Genomic DNA, 15,919 nt, shown 5'->3' on the forward strand with positions numbered 1-15,919 from the left:
ACTAGCCGCCTGGCACCGGACGCTGCCCATGCCCAGGAATTACTTCGCCGATCCCCGGTTCGGGTTCCTGTTCCGCAGGCGGCTACAGCCACCAGCGCAGCAGGTAGAAGGCGCCCATGCTCAGGAGGACGCTGAGCAGCACGTTGCGCGTCCACAGCACCAGCGCCACGGCGACCATTGCGCCGAGCAGGTAGGGATTGTCCAGGCGCAGGTTCAACTGGTGCTCGGGGAGGAACACGATGGGGCCGCAGATCGCCGTGAGCATTCCCGGTACGGCAAAGCCGAGGAACTGCCGTACGTTGCTGCCCAGGCGGATCGGCAGGCGCGGTTCGAGGAACACATAGCGGTTGAAGAATACGATCAGCCCCATGCCGAAGATCACTGCCCAGGCCATCATGCGCGCATCCCCGAGAATTTCTGGCAGAGGAAGCCGGCGAACATTCCCGCCAGCCCGGAAAGCACCAGCGCCGAACCCACCTGCCAGTAGCTGAGCAGCACCGAGCAGAACAGCGAGACGGCAACGCAGGCCACGGTCGGAATGTTCTTCACCACCGGCACGATCAGCGCGACGAAGGTGGCGGCGATGGAGAAGTCCAGCCCCAGGTGCTCAAGGCCCGGGATGCTGGTGCCTACCAGCACGCCGGCGAGGGTGAAGAGGTTCCAGGCGATGTAGAAGGTCAGGCCCACCCCCAGGGCGTACCAGCGGTTGAAGGTTTCCCGGTCGTGCCCGCTGACCAGGGCGAACAACTCGTCGGTGAGCAGAAAGCCCAACCCCGCACGCCAGCGTCCCGGCAGTCCGGAAACCACCGGACGCAGGGTCATGCCGTAGAGCAGGTGCTGCGAGGTCAGCAGCAGCGTGGTGATCATGATTGAGAAGAACCCGGCGCCGCCCTTGAGCATGCCGATGGCCACCAGTTGCGCGGCGCCGGCGAAGACGATGGCCGACAGGCCCTGGCCGTGCAGCGGCGAAAGCCCGGCGTCGATGGCCAGGGAGCCGGCTAGCAGGCCCCAGGGCAGGACGGCGAGCGACAGCGGCATGATGTCGATGGCGCCCCGCAGGAAGGCGCGTGAGGGAAGCGGGTGTTGGGACATGGACGTTTCTTGCAGGCAGGTAAGTGCGCTCAGGTTGGCAGAAACCCCTGCCCCCTGGCTTGAACAATCTTGCTACTGGCCTTGAGTCGTTTTCACCTGGGAAAGCGGCGCCGCCACCGACTCCAGCGAGCGACGCTCCGCCGCGACGCCCCAGATGGCCTGGACCACGCCCGCCAGCAGCATCAGCGTGGCGCCGAGCAGGTAGCCGAGGAACAGGTTCCAGCGGCTGGCGGACTCGATCAACTGGCCGAACAGCAAGGGCCCGGCGATGCCGCCCAGGCCGGTGCCGAGGGCATAGAAGATGGCGATGGCGAGGGCGCGTATTTCCAGCGGGAAGGTTTCGGCCACCGTCAGGTAGGCGGAGCTGGCCGCCGCCGAGGCGAAGAAGAAAATCACCATCCAGGCGATGGTCTGCCCGGTCGCGTCCAGCAGCTCGCGTTCGAACAGCCAGGCGCTGGCCAGCAGCAGGACGCCGGATATCAGGTAGGTGGCGCTGATCATCAGGCGCCGGCCGAGCCGGTCGAACCAGCGCCCGAGCAGCAGCGGCCCGCAGAAGTTGCCCAGGGCGAAGGGCAGCAGGTACCAGCCCACGCGGTCGGCGGGGATGCCGTAGAAGTCGGTCAGCACCAGCGCGTAGGTGAAGAAGATCGCGTTGTAGAAGAACGCCTGCGCGGTAAGCAGCGTCAGCCCGACCAGCGAGCGTCGCCGGTGGCTGACGAGCAGGGTAGCGATGACCTCGCGCAGCGGCGTGTGGTGGCGGCTGCGCAGGAGCAGCACGGCGTCCGCGCCGACCGGTTCGACGCGGTGTCCCTGCTGGCGCAGGCGCTGCTCGATGCCTTCGACTATTTCCCGCGCGGCTTCCGGCTGGCCGTGGATCAGCAGCCAGCGCGGGCTCTCCGGCAGCCACAGGCGCATCGCCAGGATCACCAGGCCCAGCACCGCGCCGATGCCGAAGCACAGCCGCCAGCCCAGTTCGGGGCCCAGTAGCGCGGGGTCGAGCAGGATCACCGAGCCCACCGCGCCCATCGCGGTGCCGAGCCAGAAGGTGCCGTTGATGGCCAGGTCCACCCAGCCGCGAAAGCGCGCCGGGGTGAATTCCTGGATGGTCGAGTTGATCGCCGAGTATTCCCCGCCGATCCCCGCGCCGGTGAGGAAACGGAACAGCAGGAAACTGGCCAGGTTCCAGGACAGCGCCGTGGCCACCGTGGCGCCGATATAGACCGCGAGGGTGATGAAGAACAGCCGGCGGCGGCCGAGGCGATCGGTGAGCCAGCCGAAGAACAGCGCGCCCAGGACCGCGCCGGCGATGTAGACGCCGCCGGCCAGCCCGATGTCGGCGCTGGACAGCTGCAGCGCCGGGCTCTGCTTCAGCGCACCCGCCACGGCTCCGGCGAGGGTCACTTCCAGGCCGTCGAGCAGCCAGGTGATGCCCAGGGCGATCACCAGCAGCGTGTGGAAGCGCCCCCAGGGCAGGCGGTCCAGGCGCGCCGGCAGGTCGGTGCGCTGGATATCGCCGGGCAGGTGCTGGCGTGAGGGTTCGAGCAGGGTCATCGGGCCGTCTCTTGCGTGGCGGACGTCCGCAAAGGACATCGGCACGACGGTAGAGCGGGGGGCGCGCGGCGGAGTTCAGCCCAGCCGAGCAATGACACCGATACGCTAGTCGGTGCCCAGCAGTTCGCCGAGCGAGCGGGCCAGATCCTCGTGGTGTACCGGTTTCTGGATGACCACGCTGCCCGGCAGCTCCAGCCCCTGCAGCTCGGCATAGCCGGTGAGGAACACCACCGGCAGGTAGGGGAAGCGCTGGCGGGCGATCTTCGCCATTTGCGCGCCGTTGAGTTCGGGCATGGCGAAGTCGGTCAGCAACAGGTCGACGTCGCCATCGAGCATCTCCAGCGCCTGCTGCCCGCTGCTGGCCTGGCGCACGCGGTAGCCGTAGAGGCGCAGGGCGTCGCCGAGCAATTCGCGGACCAGGTCGTCGTCGTCCACCAGCAGGATGTTGCGATCACGCCCGCTGTCGGCCGGCGCCTCCATCGGCTCCAGCGGCCCATCCGCGGCGGAGGGCGAATGCTCCACCGCCGGGAGATAGACGTTCACCTGGGTACCGCGCCCCGGCTCGCTGTCGATGTGCACGCCGCCGCCGGACTGCTTGGCGAAGCCGAACACCTGGGCCAGGCCCAGGCCCGAGCCCTTGCCGATGTCCTTGGTGGTGAAGAAGGGCTCGAAGACCCTGCCCAGCACGTCCTCGTCCATGCCGCAGCCGGTGTCGCGGATCGACAGCACCACGTAGTCCCCGGGCTCGGGATGCTCCGGGCGGCTGGGCTTGTGGGTGATGCGGGTGTTGTGGGTGGAGAGGATCAGCTGGCCGCCGCCGGGCATGGCGTCGCGGGCATTGATGGCCAGGTTGAGGATGATCATCTCGGTCTGGGTCGGGTCGGTCAGCGCCTGCCAGATGCCCTGGTCCAGCTCCAGGCGCACCGAGATGTTGCCGCCCAGGGAACGGCGCAGCAGTTCCTCCAGACCGGCGAGGGTGTCGTTGAGGTTCAGCGGCACCGGTTCCAGGCGCTGGCGGCGGGAAAAGGCGAGCATCTGCGCGGTCAACTTGGCGCCGCGCTCGCCGGCCTCGCGAATGTGCTGCAGGCGCTTGTTGGCTTTTTCCAGGTCACCTTTTGCCAGATCGCGCTCGAGGAAGGTGGCGCCGCTGAGGATCACCGTCAGCAGGTTGTTGAAGTCGTGGGCGACGCCGGCGGTGAGCTGGCCGACCGCCTCCAGGCGCTGCATCTGCTGCAGGGCGGCCTCGATGCGTTCGCGCTCGGCGATCTGCTCGCGCAGCCGCGAGTTGGCCTCGGCCAGGTCCAGTGCGGCTTCGCGCTCACTGGTGATGTCGCGGGCGACCACGTAGAGCAGGGTGTCCTCGGGCACCACCACCCACGACAGCCAGCGCTGCCGCCCGCTGACGTGGCGGATGCGGCCGTCGAAGCGCGCGCTGGTGCCGCCGTGGGCGAGGGCGGCCAGTTCGGTGAGGAAGGACTCCTGGTCCTGCTCGGGCAGCAGTTGCAGCAGCGACATGCGCGAGAGCATCTGGCGCTTGAAACCGAGGATGTTTTCCCACGCCGGATTCAGCGCCACCGGGGTGAGATCGCTGTTGAGCACGGCCAGCAGGTCCTGCGACAGGTCCCAGGAGCGGTCGCGCTCGCGGGTACGGCGTTCGACCCTTTCGCCGAGCATCTCGTTGAGCTGCTCCAGCGCCTGGGTGGCCTTGCGTTGCTGGTGGATGTCCTGCAGCACGCCGGAGAAGCGCACGCAACGGCCATCGACGAACTGCGCCTGGCCGTTGCTGAGCAGCCAGCGCGGCTCCTGGCCGTCCGGCGGCTCGATGCGGAACTCCACGCGGTAGCGGCCGTCGCCTTGCGGGTCCATGGCGTGCTGCACGGCGTCGCGGACCCGTTGGCGGTCCTCGGGATGGATCCCGGTCAGGAACACGTCCATGCTCATCTCGGTGTCCGGCGGCAGGCCGAACAGCGTCTTGCAGCGGTCGTCCCAGAGCAGCAGGCCATCTTCCGGGCGAAGGTCCCAGGTGCCCATGCCGGCGGCGTCGATGGCGATGCGCGCGCGCGCCTCGACGTCGGCCAGGGCCTCTTCGGCGCGCCGGCGGCGCTGGCGTTCCTGCACTTCGGTGAGGGCCCGGCGCACGGCCTTGGGCAGCAGCGAGAGGTTCTTCTTCAGCACATAGTCGGTGGCGCCGAGGCGGATCATCTCCACCGCGTGCTCCTCACCGTAGATGCCGGAAAGGAAGATGAAGGGTACGTCCGGCGCCATGCGCTGGGCGATGGCCAGCACGTGGGTGCCGGAAGAGCCGGGCAGCACGCAGTCGCAGAGGATCAGGTCGAAGCTGTCCTCGTGCAGGGCGTGTTCGACACCGATGTGGTCGAACACGTGCCGTGCGTCGACCTTCATCCCGCTGCGCTCCAGGCGCAACAGGGTCAGCTCGGCATCCATGGCGCTGTCTTCGACGATCAGCAGTTTAAGCGCTACCTCGGGCATCAGCGCTCCATCACGGGTTACGTCTACGGTTCAGACGCAGCGAGCCGGGCGGAGGTTCATTGAGAACCGCCCAGAAGATGCCGAGGTCGGAGATCGCGGTGACGAACTCCTTGAATTCCACCGGCTTGACCACGTACGCGTTGACGCCCAGTTCGTAGGCGCGCTGCAGGTCCGGCTCCTCCCGCGAGGAGGTCAGCATGACGGTGGGGATGCTGCGCAGGTCCGGTGTGTCGCGCACCACCTTGAGCACTTCCAGGCCGTCGACCTTGGGCAGTTTCAGGTCCAGCAGCAGCACCGCCGGGTTGCCGTCGTCGCGCTGGGCATGGGCGCCGCGGCGCAGCAGGTAATCCAGGGCGTCGGCGCCGTCGCGCATGACGATGACTTCGTTGGCCAGCTGGCTGCGTTCCAGGGCCACCAGGGTCAGTTCCAGGTCCCTGGGATTGTCTTCCACCAACAGGATGGGTTTGAGCATGGTGCGTGTGGCTTCCGTTAGTTGGGCTGGGGGTGACGGGGCAAGGCGAAGTGGAAGGTGGCGCCGCGGTCGATCTCGCCTTCGGCCCAGACCCGTCCGTCATGGCGCTCGACGATGCGCCGGACGCTGGCCAGACCGATGCCGGTGCCCTCGAATTCCTCCATCCGGTGCAGGCGCTGGAAGACGCCGAACAGCTTGCTGGCGTAGGTCATGTCGAAGCCCACGCCGTTGTCGCGGATGAATACCTGGGTTTCCTCGGGCGTCTGCTGAGCGCCGATCTCGATGCGCGCCGGGTCACGGTCGCGAGTGTACTTGATGGCATTGGCGATGAGGTTGCGCAGAGCCAGGTTGATGAAGGCCGGGTCGCCGATCACCTTGGGCAGCGTCTGCACCTCCCAGACGATGTGGCGGCCGGCGTAGTCGGGCTGCATTTCGACGCGGATGGTTTCCACCAGCGCGTTGAGGTCCACCTCCGACAGGCGCAGCGCGGAGCGACCCATCTGCGAGAAGGCGAGCAGGTTGTCCACCAGGGTGCCGGCGAAGCCCGCGGCGTCCTCGATGTGCTGAAGGAAGCGGCGGCCGCGTTCGGTCAGCGCCGCGCCTTCGATCTCGCCCAGCAATTCGGCGTAGCCGGCGATATGCCGCAGCGGCGCGCGCAGGTCGTGGGAAACGCTGTAGGAGAAGGCTTCCAGCTCCTTGTTCGAGCGGCGCAGTTCGCCCGCCAGTTGCGCCAGTTCCTCGGCCTTGCGCAGCACGATGCCGAGCACGGCGGTGCGCAGTTCCAGCACGGCGTCGACGATCAGCGGCTCCCAGGGCGCGGAGAAGCCGCGCACTTCCTCCTGCCAGCGTTCGAAGCTGTGGCGCGGGCTGAGCCTGCCCTGCGGGTCGAGGTCCTTTTCCGGGCGTCCGGCCCAGTTCACCGTGCGCGCCTGCTCGGGGCGGAACCACAGCAGGTAGTGCGAGTGGATCTGCGAGATGGCGACGGCGAGCACGCCGGCGGCGTGCTCGGTGAGCTCCGGCAGCTCCTCGATGTCGCGCTGGATGTTGTCGGTGTGGAACACCGTCTCGTCGCCGCGACTGGCCAGCCAGTGCACCAGGGCGTTGACCTGCGCGGCAGGCGGCGTGTCGCCGATCAGCTCGCAGTGCTCGGCGGAGATGATCGCCGCGCCCGTGGCGCCGGCAAAGCCGAGCATCACCTCGGGCAGTTCCAGCAGGCCCTCGCTGATGCTGTCGTGGTCGGCCATGGCCGCGAGCATGCGCACGATGCGCTGGCGCAGGTCCAACAACTGGCGGGTGCTGGCATGGGACTCGCGGGATTCGATCTGCAGCGACAGCACGCTGCCCAGCAGCTCGCACGCGGTGCGCGTCTGGAAGCCGACGGTGCGGGGCTCGCTGTGGTGGCAGGAGATCAGCCCCCAGAGACGGCCATCGACCACGATGGACAGCGACATGGATGCCAGCGTGCCCATGTTGCGCATGTATTGCAGGTGTACCGGCGACACGCTGCGCAGGGCGGCGAAACTCAGGTCCAGCGGCCGGCCGGTGCGCGGATTGTCCGCCGGGACCAGCGGCGAGGGCTGGTAGTTGGCGTCCTCGATCACCCGGATGCGATTGATCCGGTACAGCTCGCGGGCCTGGCGCGGAATATCCGAGGCGGGGAAGCACAGACCCAGGTACTGCGGATAGCCCGCATCGGCCGCCTCGGCGATGACCAGGCCGTTGCCCTCGGCGTCGAACCGATAGGCCTTGACCCGGCCGAAACCGGTGATGCGCTTGAGCTCGCGCACCGAGCGCTGCAGCAGCTCTTCGATGCTGTCGGCCGTGTGCAGGCCGCTGACGAAGGCGCGCACCAGCGGGTAGAAATCGACGTTGGGATCACCGGCCGGACGCGGCCGGCGCGGCTCGAACTCGGCGATCAGTACCTGGTCGTAGCGATGCACCAGGACCGTGGTGCGTCCGCCGGCCGAGGGCCCCAGGCGCAGCCGCACGTCACCGATGTGGAAGGGGAAGATTTCCCCTTCGGGCAGCCGCTCCAGCTGCGCGCGCAGGTCGAAGTCCTCGGCGATCAGCGCCGCGAAGTCGAGCCCCAGCAGCTCGCTGGCGGGGAGGCCAAGCCAGTGCTGCGCGTTCTCGCTGGCCTGGAGGATACGCAGCTCGGCTTCGTCCAGCACCAGCAGGAAGCCCTGGGGCTGGATGCTCCCCGGCAACTGGATGGGTTCCTGGGCACAACGCTCGATGGCTTGGTCGAGGGCGGTGTCGGCGGCGGGCAAGGCGGGCACTCCGGTTGGGACCGGCTCGCGAGCCGGGCGGGCAGAGAGAAATTTCTGACGGCCCTGTATGAAAGCACGTCAGTGTGGCTGTCTTGAGCGGTTTTGGCACTAGTGGCCGTGGGCCATTTTCCGCTCCGTTACGCTCTGGACCGCCTTTTTTGCGCCCGGTTCCCGTCAAGATGTCGCCAGGAATGCCAGCAGGGTGGCTTCCTCGGCGCTCAGGTGCTTGCGCTTGCGGGCCTTGGGCAGGTTGACCAGCTCGCCGGCGAGGAAGGCTTCGATCACCCGCGGATGCACATAGCATTTGCGGCAGATCGCCGGGCTATTGCCCAGCTCGCTCGCGACCTGCCCGATGATCTCCTTGAGCTGCCGGCTGGCGCTCTTCTGGTCCTGCCAGGGCGCCTTGCGGCAGTACTCCAGTGCCAGCGTGCTGCCCGCCCAGGTGCGATAGTCCTTGGCAGTGAAGCCTTCGCCGGCATGCGTGCGCAGGTAGGCGTTGATGTCCCGCGAGTCGATCATGTGCCGCTGGCGCTCCTCGTCCAGGTACTGGAACAACTGCTGGCCGGGCAGTTCCAGGCAGCGCCGGAGGATGCGCGCCAGGCGCGGGTGCTCGATGTCCACGCTGTGTTTCACGCCGCTCTTGCCGCGAAAGGCGAAGCGGATGTGCGCGCCCTGCACCTCGACGTGACGGGTGTCCAGGGTGGTGAGGCCGAAGGAGCGGTTCTGCTTGCGGTAGCGCTGGTTGCCGATGCGGATCAGGGTGCGGTCGAGCAGCTCGACCACCGTGGCCATGACTTTTTCCGGGCCGAGGCCCGGCAGCGCCAGGTGCTGCTGGATCTGCGCACGCAGCGTGGGCAGGTTGGCTCCAAAGCGCAGCAGGCGCTCGTACTTCACGCTGTCGCGAACCTCGGTCCAGCGTGGGTGGTAGCGGTACTGCTTGCGCCCGCGCACGTCGCGCCCGGTGGCCTGCAGGTGGCCCAGCGGGTCGAGGCAGATCCAGACGTCGGCATAGGCCGGCGGGATGGCCAGGCGATTGATGCGCTCGATCTCCGACTCGACGCGGATGCGCTCGCCGCCCGGATCGAAATAGGCGAAGCGCCCACGCAGCCGCCGCCGGCTGATGCCCGGCAGGCTGTCGTCGACGTAGTGCAGGTCGGGGGGCAGGTCCAGCAGCTCTGGCGGTGTGCTCATGCAGGGCTCCTCGGCGATTCTCTCTGAATGGATCGCAGGAAGGCCTTTGTAGTGCCGACTTTTTTCGCGGCCCTTTCCGAACGGCTTATTGCTCGGCCTTGCAGGGAATGGTCGCAAGGCTGGGTAGGAAATTACCCACAACAAGGAATCCTCCTACGCCCACATCAGGAGGCGCTGAGTCTCCGCCGCAAGGTCGCTTTTTAGGATGGCCTCACATGTTTCGTGAACCTGGCTCCAGCAGTAACGCAGGGCTCGCGAAGGACGGAAGGCATCTCTTCAGCGACCCGGCAACGGGGGGAGACGATCATGAACAAGGTATACCGAGTCATCTGGAGCAACGTGCACAGGGCCTGGGTCGTGGTTTCCGAAATGTCCAACAGGAACGGCAAGGGCTGCCGCGCAGAACAACGTTCTCTGGACACTCTCGAGCGTGTCGGCGGCCCTGGCGCCGCAGGCGTCGAGATGATCGTCGCTCGGCTGAGACCCCTGGCGGGCCGAATCTCGGGTGCCTTGGCAGCCGTTCTTCTCGGGCTGTCGAGCGTTGACATGGCTGAAGCAGGCTCGGTGACCACCCTGGGTGGCGGCACATACGACAATGCCAACACCGACTACTACCAGTATTCGTACCGTATTGGCGGCTATACGCCGACACGTGGCTGGGACAACCAGTACGCTTTGGGTTCCTACGTGTCCATTGGCGTCTACGCCTCGACCAAGGTGAACAAGGCCGACGACGCGATCTTCAAACTCGATGGTTACAACGCCAATGGCCGGGGTGGCGGCGTGGCCGTCGGCGACAGCTCCAGCGTTGTCGGCGAGACCGGCGTGGCGCTGGGCGCGCATTCCCAGGCGCTGCGCAACTTCTCGATGGCGCTGGGCGGCAACTCCCTGGCAAACGGGCTGGGCTCCATCGCCACCGGCCGCGAGGCGAATGCCCTGGGTAACTACAGCATTGCTCATGGTTTCGTCGCCACCGCCAGCGGCACGGGTTCCATAGGCATGGGCCAATCGTCGACGGCCAGCGGGCTGCGCTCCATCGCCATCGGGACCTCCAGTCAACTGAGCGCGTCGGGCAGCACCGCGGCCGATGCAACTGTCCTCGCTCAGGCTGCCAGCGCCTCGGGTACGGACGCAGTCAGTATCGGTACGGGGGCGACCAGCGCTGCCGACGCCAGTCTGGCGCTGGGCAATGGGGCTGCGGCCACGGGCGCAGCTACCCGCGGCGTCGCTCTCGGCAACAGCGCGAAGGTCTCCGCCACCAGCGGTGTCGCCATCGGTGACGGCTCCCAGGCTGCTGCGGCCAATGCCTTGAGCATCGGGGCGGGCAACCAGGTTTCCGGCGCCGGCTCCGTCGCCCTGGGCAATGGCAATCAGGTGCAAGGCGATGCCAGCGCGGTGATTGGTAACAACAATGCCGTCGCCGCCGGCCAGAGCGATGTATTCGCTCTGGGCAACAATATTGTCGGCTCCCTTGGCAACTCCGTCGCGCTGGGAAGCAACTCGACCCTCAGCGCAAGTGCCGACTCCTCTACCGCAGGCATGGGTACCTACACTGGCACGTCCCTGGGCGGAAATGCCTACAGCTTTGCCGGTGCAGCACCGGTGGGGGTGGTCAGCATGGGCGCGCAGGGGGCCGAACGCCGCGTGCAGCATGTGGCTGCTGGCCTCCTGTCGAGCGGCAGCACTGACGCCGTGAACGGTTCGCAGTTGTTTGCCACCAACCAGCAGACGACCTTGAACAGTAACGACATCGTTAGCCTGGACAGCCGCATGACGGGTGCCGAGACCGGCATCGGCAACCTGGATACTCGCGTCACGGGTACCGAGGGGAGACTGGCGGTGAACTCTGCCAGCATTGAGAGCCTGGATGGCCGGGTTGCCAATGTGGAGAGCGACGGCGCAGGTTTCGCCAGCCAGATCGGCGTGCTGCAACAGGATGCTCTGCAATGGAACGCTGCCCTCGGAGCCTTCGACGCCAGTCATGGCGGCGCCACGGAGCAGCGAATCACCAACGTCGCCGCCGGACAACTCGACGCGGGCAGTTCGGACGCTGTCAACGGCAGTCAGCTGCACGCCACCAATGAGCAGGTGGCAAGCAATACCAGCGGAATCACCAGCCTGGATGGTCGTCTGGCCACGGCCGAGCAAGGCCTCGGCGGCTTGGGCGGCCGCGTGACGGCGGTGGAGGGCGAGGTTGCCGGCCATTCGAGCAGCATCGGCAGCCTGGATGGCCGTATGTCCAGTGTCGAGGGTGGCGTTGCGGGGCTGGATGATCGTCTGGGTACGCTTGCAGGCGATGTGGCGGGCCACACCGGCAGTATCACCAGCCTGGACGGTCGGCTGAGCAACGCTGAAAGCGGCGTGGCGGCCAATGCCGGCGATATCGCCACTCTTCAGCAGCATGCACTGCAGTGGAGCGCGGCCATCGACGCGTTCGATGCGTCCCACGCCTCGGGCCAGGCGCAGAAGATCAGCAACGTGGCCGCAGCCGAGCTGAGTGCTCAGAGCACCGATGCGGTCAATGGCGGACAGCTGTTCGCGACCAATGAGCAGGTGTCTGGCAATGCCGCGAGCATCACCAGCCTGGATGGGCGGGTGACCTCGGTGGAAGGTGGCGTGGACAGCCTCGATGGTCGCGTCAGCACCATCGAAGGCGGCATTGCCGGCAACTCCGACAGCATCACCAGCCTCGACGGCCGCATGAGCGCAACGGAGAGCGACGTGGCGACCAACACCGGCGATATTGCTTCCCTGCAGCAGAATGCTCTGCAATGGAATTCCACCGTTGGCGCATTCGACGCGTCTCATGGCTCGGGCCAGGCTCAGAAGATCACCAACGTGGCTGCCGCCGAACTGAGTGCGCAGAGCACCGACGCGGTCAATGGCGGGCAACTGTTCGCCACCAATGAACAGGTGGCTAGCAACACTGCCAGCATCACCGGCCTGGATGGTCGGGTGAGTACAGTGGAGGGCAGTGTGGTCGACCTCGATGGCCGCGTCGGCACCATCGAAGGCGGCATCGCCGGCAACTCCGATAGCATCGTCAATCTGGATGGACGCGTGAGCAGCGTGGAGAGCGGCGTGAGCGATCTGGATGGGCGCATGACCACGGCCGAAGACAACATCATCGGCATCCAGGGTGGCATGGCCAGTCTGGCTGACCGTATCGGCAGCATCTTCGAAGCCGGTACCCGCTACTTCCGCTCCAACTCCACCGGGCCGGACGCCCAGGCCGTCGGCCAGGACTCCATCGCCATTGGCAGCGGTGCAGTCGCGAGCCACGGCGGGAGCATCGCCCTGGGCGCGGGTTCCCGTGCAGACGGCAGCACCCTGGACAACTCGGCCTATATGGTCGGCGGTGCTGCCAGCGGTGAAGTGAACCTGGGCGAGCGCCGGGTCACCGGCCTGGCGGCGGGAGCGGAGGACAGCGATGCGGTCAACGTGGCGCAACTGAAGGCCGTGGCCGACAGTGCCGCCTCCAGCGCAATAGCCGATGCGGTGCAATACGACGGCGGCGCGCATGATCGGATCACCCTGAGCGGCGCCGTCTACGATAGCGGCACTGGCAAGGGTGGCAGCCGTATTACCAACCTGGCCCGTGGCGAATCCGACAGCGATGCGGTGAACATGGCTCAGCTCAAGGAGACTCATGTCCGCATCGATGGTATCGACAGCCGTGTGAGCAACATCGAAGGCAGTATCACCTCGATCAACAACGGCGGCGGCATCAAGTACGTTCGCACGCAGTCGAGCAAGGCTGACGCCGCGGCCAGCGGTGTCGACTCGGTGGCGATCGGCCCGCAGGCCCAGGCATCCGGAAACGGTTCCCTGGCCATGGGTGACAATGCGGTCGCCAGCGCCGACGGTAGCGTAGCCATCGGTCGTGGTGCCACCGATGGCGGTCGCGGTGCCGAGAGTTACACCGGCCGATACTCCGGGGCTGCCAATAGTTCGGCTGGGACCCTGTCAGTGGGCAATGCGGCCATCGGTGAGACTCGCACCATCAGCAATGTTGCCGACGGCAAAGAGTCGACCGACGCCGTCAACCTGCGCCAGCTCGATGGTGCAGTAGCAGAGTCGAAGGCCTACACCGACAGCAGCGTGAAGGCGATCAATTCCATGAATGCCGATGTCGGCAATCGGGTCAACGCCGTCGAAGCCGACGTGAACAAGGTCCGTAACGGCACGGACGGGATGTTCCAGGTCAACAACACCAGCGAGCTTGCCAAGCCCGCGGCGACCGGCAAGAACTCCGTCGCCGGTGGCGCTGGCGCTGCGGCTTCGGGCGATGGCAGCACCGCGCTGGGGCAGAACGCCAAGGCGAGTGGCAGGAACTCCGTCGCGGTGGGTGCCAACTCGGTGGCCGAGCGCGATAACAGTGTTGCCGTCGGCAGTCGTGGTGCAGAACGGCAGATCACTCATGTGGCCGCAGCGACGCAGAATACCGATGCCGTCAATCTGGGGCAGATGAACCAGGCGATAGCCAATATCACCAACGATGCCAACGCCTATACCGACAAGCGCTATTCGGCCCTCAAGCGTGATATGGACAGGATGGACGATCAGCTCAGTGCCGGTATCGCCGGTGCGGTCGCCATCGCGAGCCTGCCGCAGCCCATAGGCAACGGAGGAAGTACCACCGCCGTGGGCATGGGTGCCTTCAACGGCCAGGCTGCTGTTTCCGTCGGTGTGTCGCACATCAGTAATGATGGCAAGTGGTCGACCAAGGCGGGCGGCAGTACCGATACGCAGGGCACGTTCACCCTCGGAGTCGGAGTGGGGTACAACTGGTAAGGCGCTGGCACCTCGGTTGCACGGAGCTCAATGCCCCCGAGCCCGAAGGGCCTCGGGGGCAATCTGCATTCGTCGAGATCATTTTCCGGGTGCCAGGTTCGCAGCCGCCAGCAGGCGAGGATCAGCGCCGCCGAACAGCGTGCGCAGGTAGGCCTCCTGGCACCGCAGGCCATGGCGCACCAGCCAGTCGCGACCGCCTGGGAGCGTGCGCAGCAGGCGGTGGAAAAGATAACGCGGCGGTGCGCTCAGCAGCGGATACCAGGGCAGGCCGCCGCTGGGCAGGCCAAGGGCGCGGCGGCCCTGGGCATCGATGAAGGTGCTGGCGATGCTCAGGTGGATGGCGCGATTCAGGCGGCCGCGCAGCCAGGCGAAGTTGGCGTAGTGGCGTTGCAGCGGTTCATCCACCAGGGCTGATCCGAGGGCGCGGCTGCTGTCGTCCGGCGGAGCCTGGGACAGCAGGTTGTGGTATAGCGCGCGAATTGCCTCGTTCTCGCTTGCGTGGAGCCAGTGCTCCTCGACGCCCATCAGCCAGGCGATGTAGCGCCAGAGGTGGAGGATGGCCTCGCGTTCGCTGCGGCTCACGACAACGCCCAGCATGCGCTGGCCGATCAGGAAGATCGCCGAGAAGGCCAGATAGGTCGCGTGCATGTCGCCCTGATTCACCGGCAGGCCATAGTGCGCGAAATCCCAGTCCTCCCGCTGCGAGATCCGCCGTCGAACCAGCGCGTGGACCAGCCGCACGTGCAGCGTGCTGCGATACCCCGCGGCGCCGCGCGCCATGCCGCCGGGACGGGTGCAGTCGATCCACCATTTGGTGGTCTCGGCGATGCGCCGCTGCGGGCCTTTCTCCAGTGCGCCCGTGAGCACCAGGGTACGGTTGATCCCGGAGGCCTGGTAGCCGGCGAGCAAGCCCAGATCACGCAGTACGCGCATGCCGGTCAGCCCGGATAGACCGCAGGCGCGAGCGCCTTCGTCGAGGAGTCGGGTGTCGACCCACTCGGGCAGCGCCTCGGCCTTGGCAAAGAAGGCCTTCAGTGCCGCGGGTGCTTCGGGGGTGGCGGCGATGCCCCGGCTCAACGCCTGTTCGTAAAGGCGCATGCCAGTACCGAGGCCGACTTCGAACATCCATTCCAGCAGAGCATCCATGGGCGCATCGCCCACCGTGAGGGATTCGCCAATCGACTGCCAGGTCGCGGCATCCGGTTCGCTCGGACCCTTGAGGAAACGCTTGACCGGCGCTGCGGTGCGCCGCGCGCGCGGCAGGTCCGCGCCGTGGCGGGCAGGCAGGGGAGTGATGCTCATCGATTCATACCTTGGTTTAGTTGCCGGGTGGATTCGTCGAATTACGCTATTGCGAGTATTTGCTCGCATTCAACTCGCATCCGGCTCGCACCAGGAGACAGGCATGAGGAAGCAACCCACGCAGCAGCGCGCCAGCGAGATGGTCGCGGTGCTGGTCGAGGCGGCAGCGCTGGAGATTGGCGAGCGCGGCCTGGACGGCCTGACCACCAACCACGTGGCGCGGCGCGCCGGGGTCAGCGTCGGCTCGCTTTACCAGTACTTCGCCAACAAGGAAATGATCGTCGAGGCCCTGCTGATGCAGCGCGCCGGCAGCCTGATGAAGGTGGTGCGCGAGCGTTTCGCGCCGCTGCTCGGCGCGGACATCGGCAGCGTCACCCGCGCGGTGCTGGAGGGAATTTTCGAGCAAGTGGAGGGCGACGCGGCGCAGCGCGAGCTGCTGCGGCACTGGCACCGGCTCAATTCGGCGCCAGTGTTCCAGTCTCTGGAGCAACAGATGATGGAGGTGTGCCGGCAATACCTGATGCGCCACTTCGACGACTACCGCATCGACAACCTGCCGGCCGTGTTGTTCGTAGTGATCAACTCCGTGCAGTACACCACCGCGCGCTATCTGAGCGAGGCGCAGCCATTGCTGGGGCGCGAGGAGGTGATCGATACGCTGGCGCGGATGGTCGAGTCGCTCTGCGCGCCTCGCCCCCGGCCAAACCTGTAGGAGCGAGCTTGCTCGCGAACAGCCCAACTCCGGAGCCATTCGGTT

At 66.8% G+C, this 15,919-nt stretch carries 10 protein-coding genes; 2 read left to right on the top strand and 8 right to left on the bottom strand.

The features are described from left to right. Positions 1-82: 82 nt before the first annotated feature. The 7 genes from ACCC94_RS09505 to ACCC94_RS09535 all read right to left on the bottom strand — a co-directional run bounded on the left by ACCC94_RS09505 (position 83) and on the right by ACCC94_RS09535 (position 9,066). The gene (locus ACCC94_RS09505; RefSeq protein ID WP_413349142.1) at positions 83-397 is read right to left on the bottom strand and encodes an AzlD domain-containing protein; all 315 of its coding nucleotides are present in this window, start codon (positions 395-397) and stop codon (positions 83-85) included. Further along, positions 394-1,092, bottom strand: a complete 699-nt coding sequence (locus ACCC94_RS09510; RefSeq protein WP_413349144.1) for an AzlC family ABC transporter permease — start codon at positions 1,090-1,092, stop codon at positions 394-396. Before ACCC94_RS09510 ends, ACCC94_RS09505 begins: the two co-directional genes overlap by 4 nt. Positions 1,093-1,164: 72 nt before the next feature. Beyond that, positions 1,165-2,643, bottom strand: coding sequence for an MFS transporter (locus ACCC94_RS09515; RefSeq protein ID WP_413349146.1), 1,479 nt, complete (start codon positions 2,641-2,643; stop codon positions 1,165-1,167). A 105-nt stretch (positions 2,644-2,748) separates the two neighbouring features. Then, the gene (locus tag ACCC94_RS09520) at positions 2,749-5,133 is read right to left on the bottom strand and encodes a response regulator (protein WP_413349147.1); all 2,385 of its coding nucleotides are present in this window, start codon (positions 5,131-5,133) and stop codon (positions 2,749-2,751) included. 10 nt (positions 5,134-5,143) lie between these two features. Continuing rightward, complete coding sequence (locus ACCC94_RS09525; RefSeq protein ID WP_088417113.1) at positions 5,144-5,605, bottom strand: response regulator; 462 nt, start codon at positions 5,603-5,605, stop codon at positions 5,144-5,146. 17 nt (positions 5,606-5,622) lie between these two features. Continuing rightward, a complete protein-coding gene (locus ACCC94_RS09530; RefSeq protein WP_413349149.1) occupies positions 5,623-7,875 on the bottom strand; it encodes an ATP-binding protein in 2,253 nt (750 codons plus the stop codon). 174 nt (positions 7,876-8,049) lie between these two features. Next, the gene (locus tag ACCC94_RS09535) at positions 8,050-9,066 is read right to left on the bottom strand and encodes a DNA topoisomerase IB (RefSeq protein WP_413349150.1); all 1,017 of its coding nucleotides are present in this window, start codon (positions 9,064-9,066) and stop codon (positions 8,050-8,052) included. Between the two features lie 306 nt (positions 9,067-9,372). Between ACCC94_RS09535 and ACCC94_RS09540 the strand changes: the two genes are divergently transcribed. Beyond that, positions 9,373-13,860 (top strand): ESPR-type extended signal peptide-containing protein, encoded by a 4,488-nt coding sequence (locus tag ACCC94_RS09540; RefSeq protein ID WP_413349152.1) that lies wholly within the window; start codon positions 9,373-9,375, stop codon positions 13,858-13,860. Positions 13,861-13,938: 78 nt separating this feature from the next. Here ACCC94_RS09540 and ACCC94_RS09545 read toward each other — a convergent pair whose 3' ends face one another. Then, positions 13,939-15,162: an oxygenase MpaB family protein gene (locus tag ACCC94_RS09545; RefSeq protein ID WP_413349153.1), complete on the bottom strand. Its 1,224-nt coding sequence runs from the start codon at positions 15,160-15,162 to the stop codon at positions 13,939-13,941. 103 nt (positions 15,163-15,265) lie between these two features. On the opposite strand from ACCC94_RS09545, the gene ACCC94_RS09550 reads away from it, so the two are divergent. Then, positions 15,266-15,874 (top strand): TetR/AcrR family transcriptional regulator, encoded by a 609-nt coding sequence (locus ACCC94_RS09550; RefSeq protein WP_413349155.1) that lies wholly within the window; start codon positions 15,266-15,268, stop codon positions 15,872-15,874. The last annotated feature ends 45 nt before the right edge of the window (positions 15,875-15,919 follow it).

The organism is Pseudomonas sp. Pseusp97, assembly GCF_047304025.1.
In the GTDB taxonomy this organism is placed as follows: domain Bacteria; phylum Pseudomonadota; class Gammaproteobacteria; order Pseudomonadales; family Pseudomonadaceae; genus Pseudomonas.

Coding starts and splice junctions, on each gene's coding strand:
- ACCC94_RS09505 (WP_413349142.1), bottom strand. CDS start 397: ATGATGGCCTGGGCAGTGATCTTCGGCATGGGGCTGATCGTATTCTTC.
- ACCC94_RS09510 (WP_413349144.1), bottom strand. CDS start 1,092: ATGTCCCAACACCCGCTTCCCTCACGCGCCTTCCTGCGGGGCGCCATC.
- ACCC94_RS09515 (WP_413349146.1), bottom strand. CDS start 2,643: ATGACCCTGCTCGAACCCTCACGCCAGCACCTGCCCGGCGATATCCAG.
- ACCC94_RS09520 (WP_413349147.1), bottom strand. CDS start 5,133: ATGCCCGAGGTAGCGCTTAAACTGCTGATCGTCGAAGACAGCGCCATG.
- ACCC94_RS09525 (WP_088417113.1), bottom strand. CDS start 5,605: ATGCTCAAACCCATCCTGTTGGTGGAAGACAATCCCAGGGACCTGGAA.
- ACCC94_RS09535 (WP_413349150.1), bottom strand. CDS start 9,066: ATGAGCACACCGCCAGAGCTGCTGGACCTGCCCCCCGACCTGCACTAC.
- ACCC94_RS09540 (WP_413349152.1), top strand. CDS start 9,373: ATGAACAAGGTATACCGAGTCATCTGGAGCAACGTGCACAGGGCCTGG.
- ACCC94_RS09545 (WP_413349153.1), bottom strand. CDS start 15,162: ATGAGCATCACTCCCCTGCCTGCCCGCCACGGCGCGGACCTGCCGCGC.
- ACCC94_RS09550 (WP_413349155.1), top strand. CDS start 15,266: ATGAGGAAGCAACCCACGCAGCAGCGCGCCAGCGAGATGGTCGCGGTG.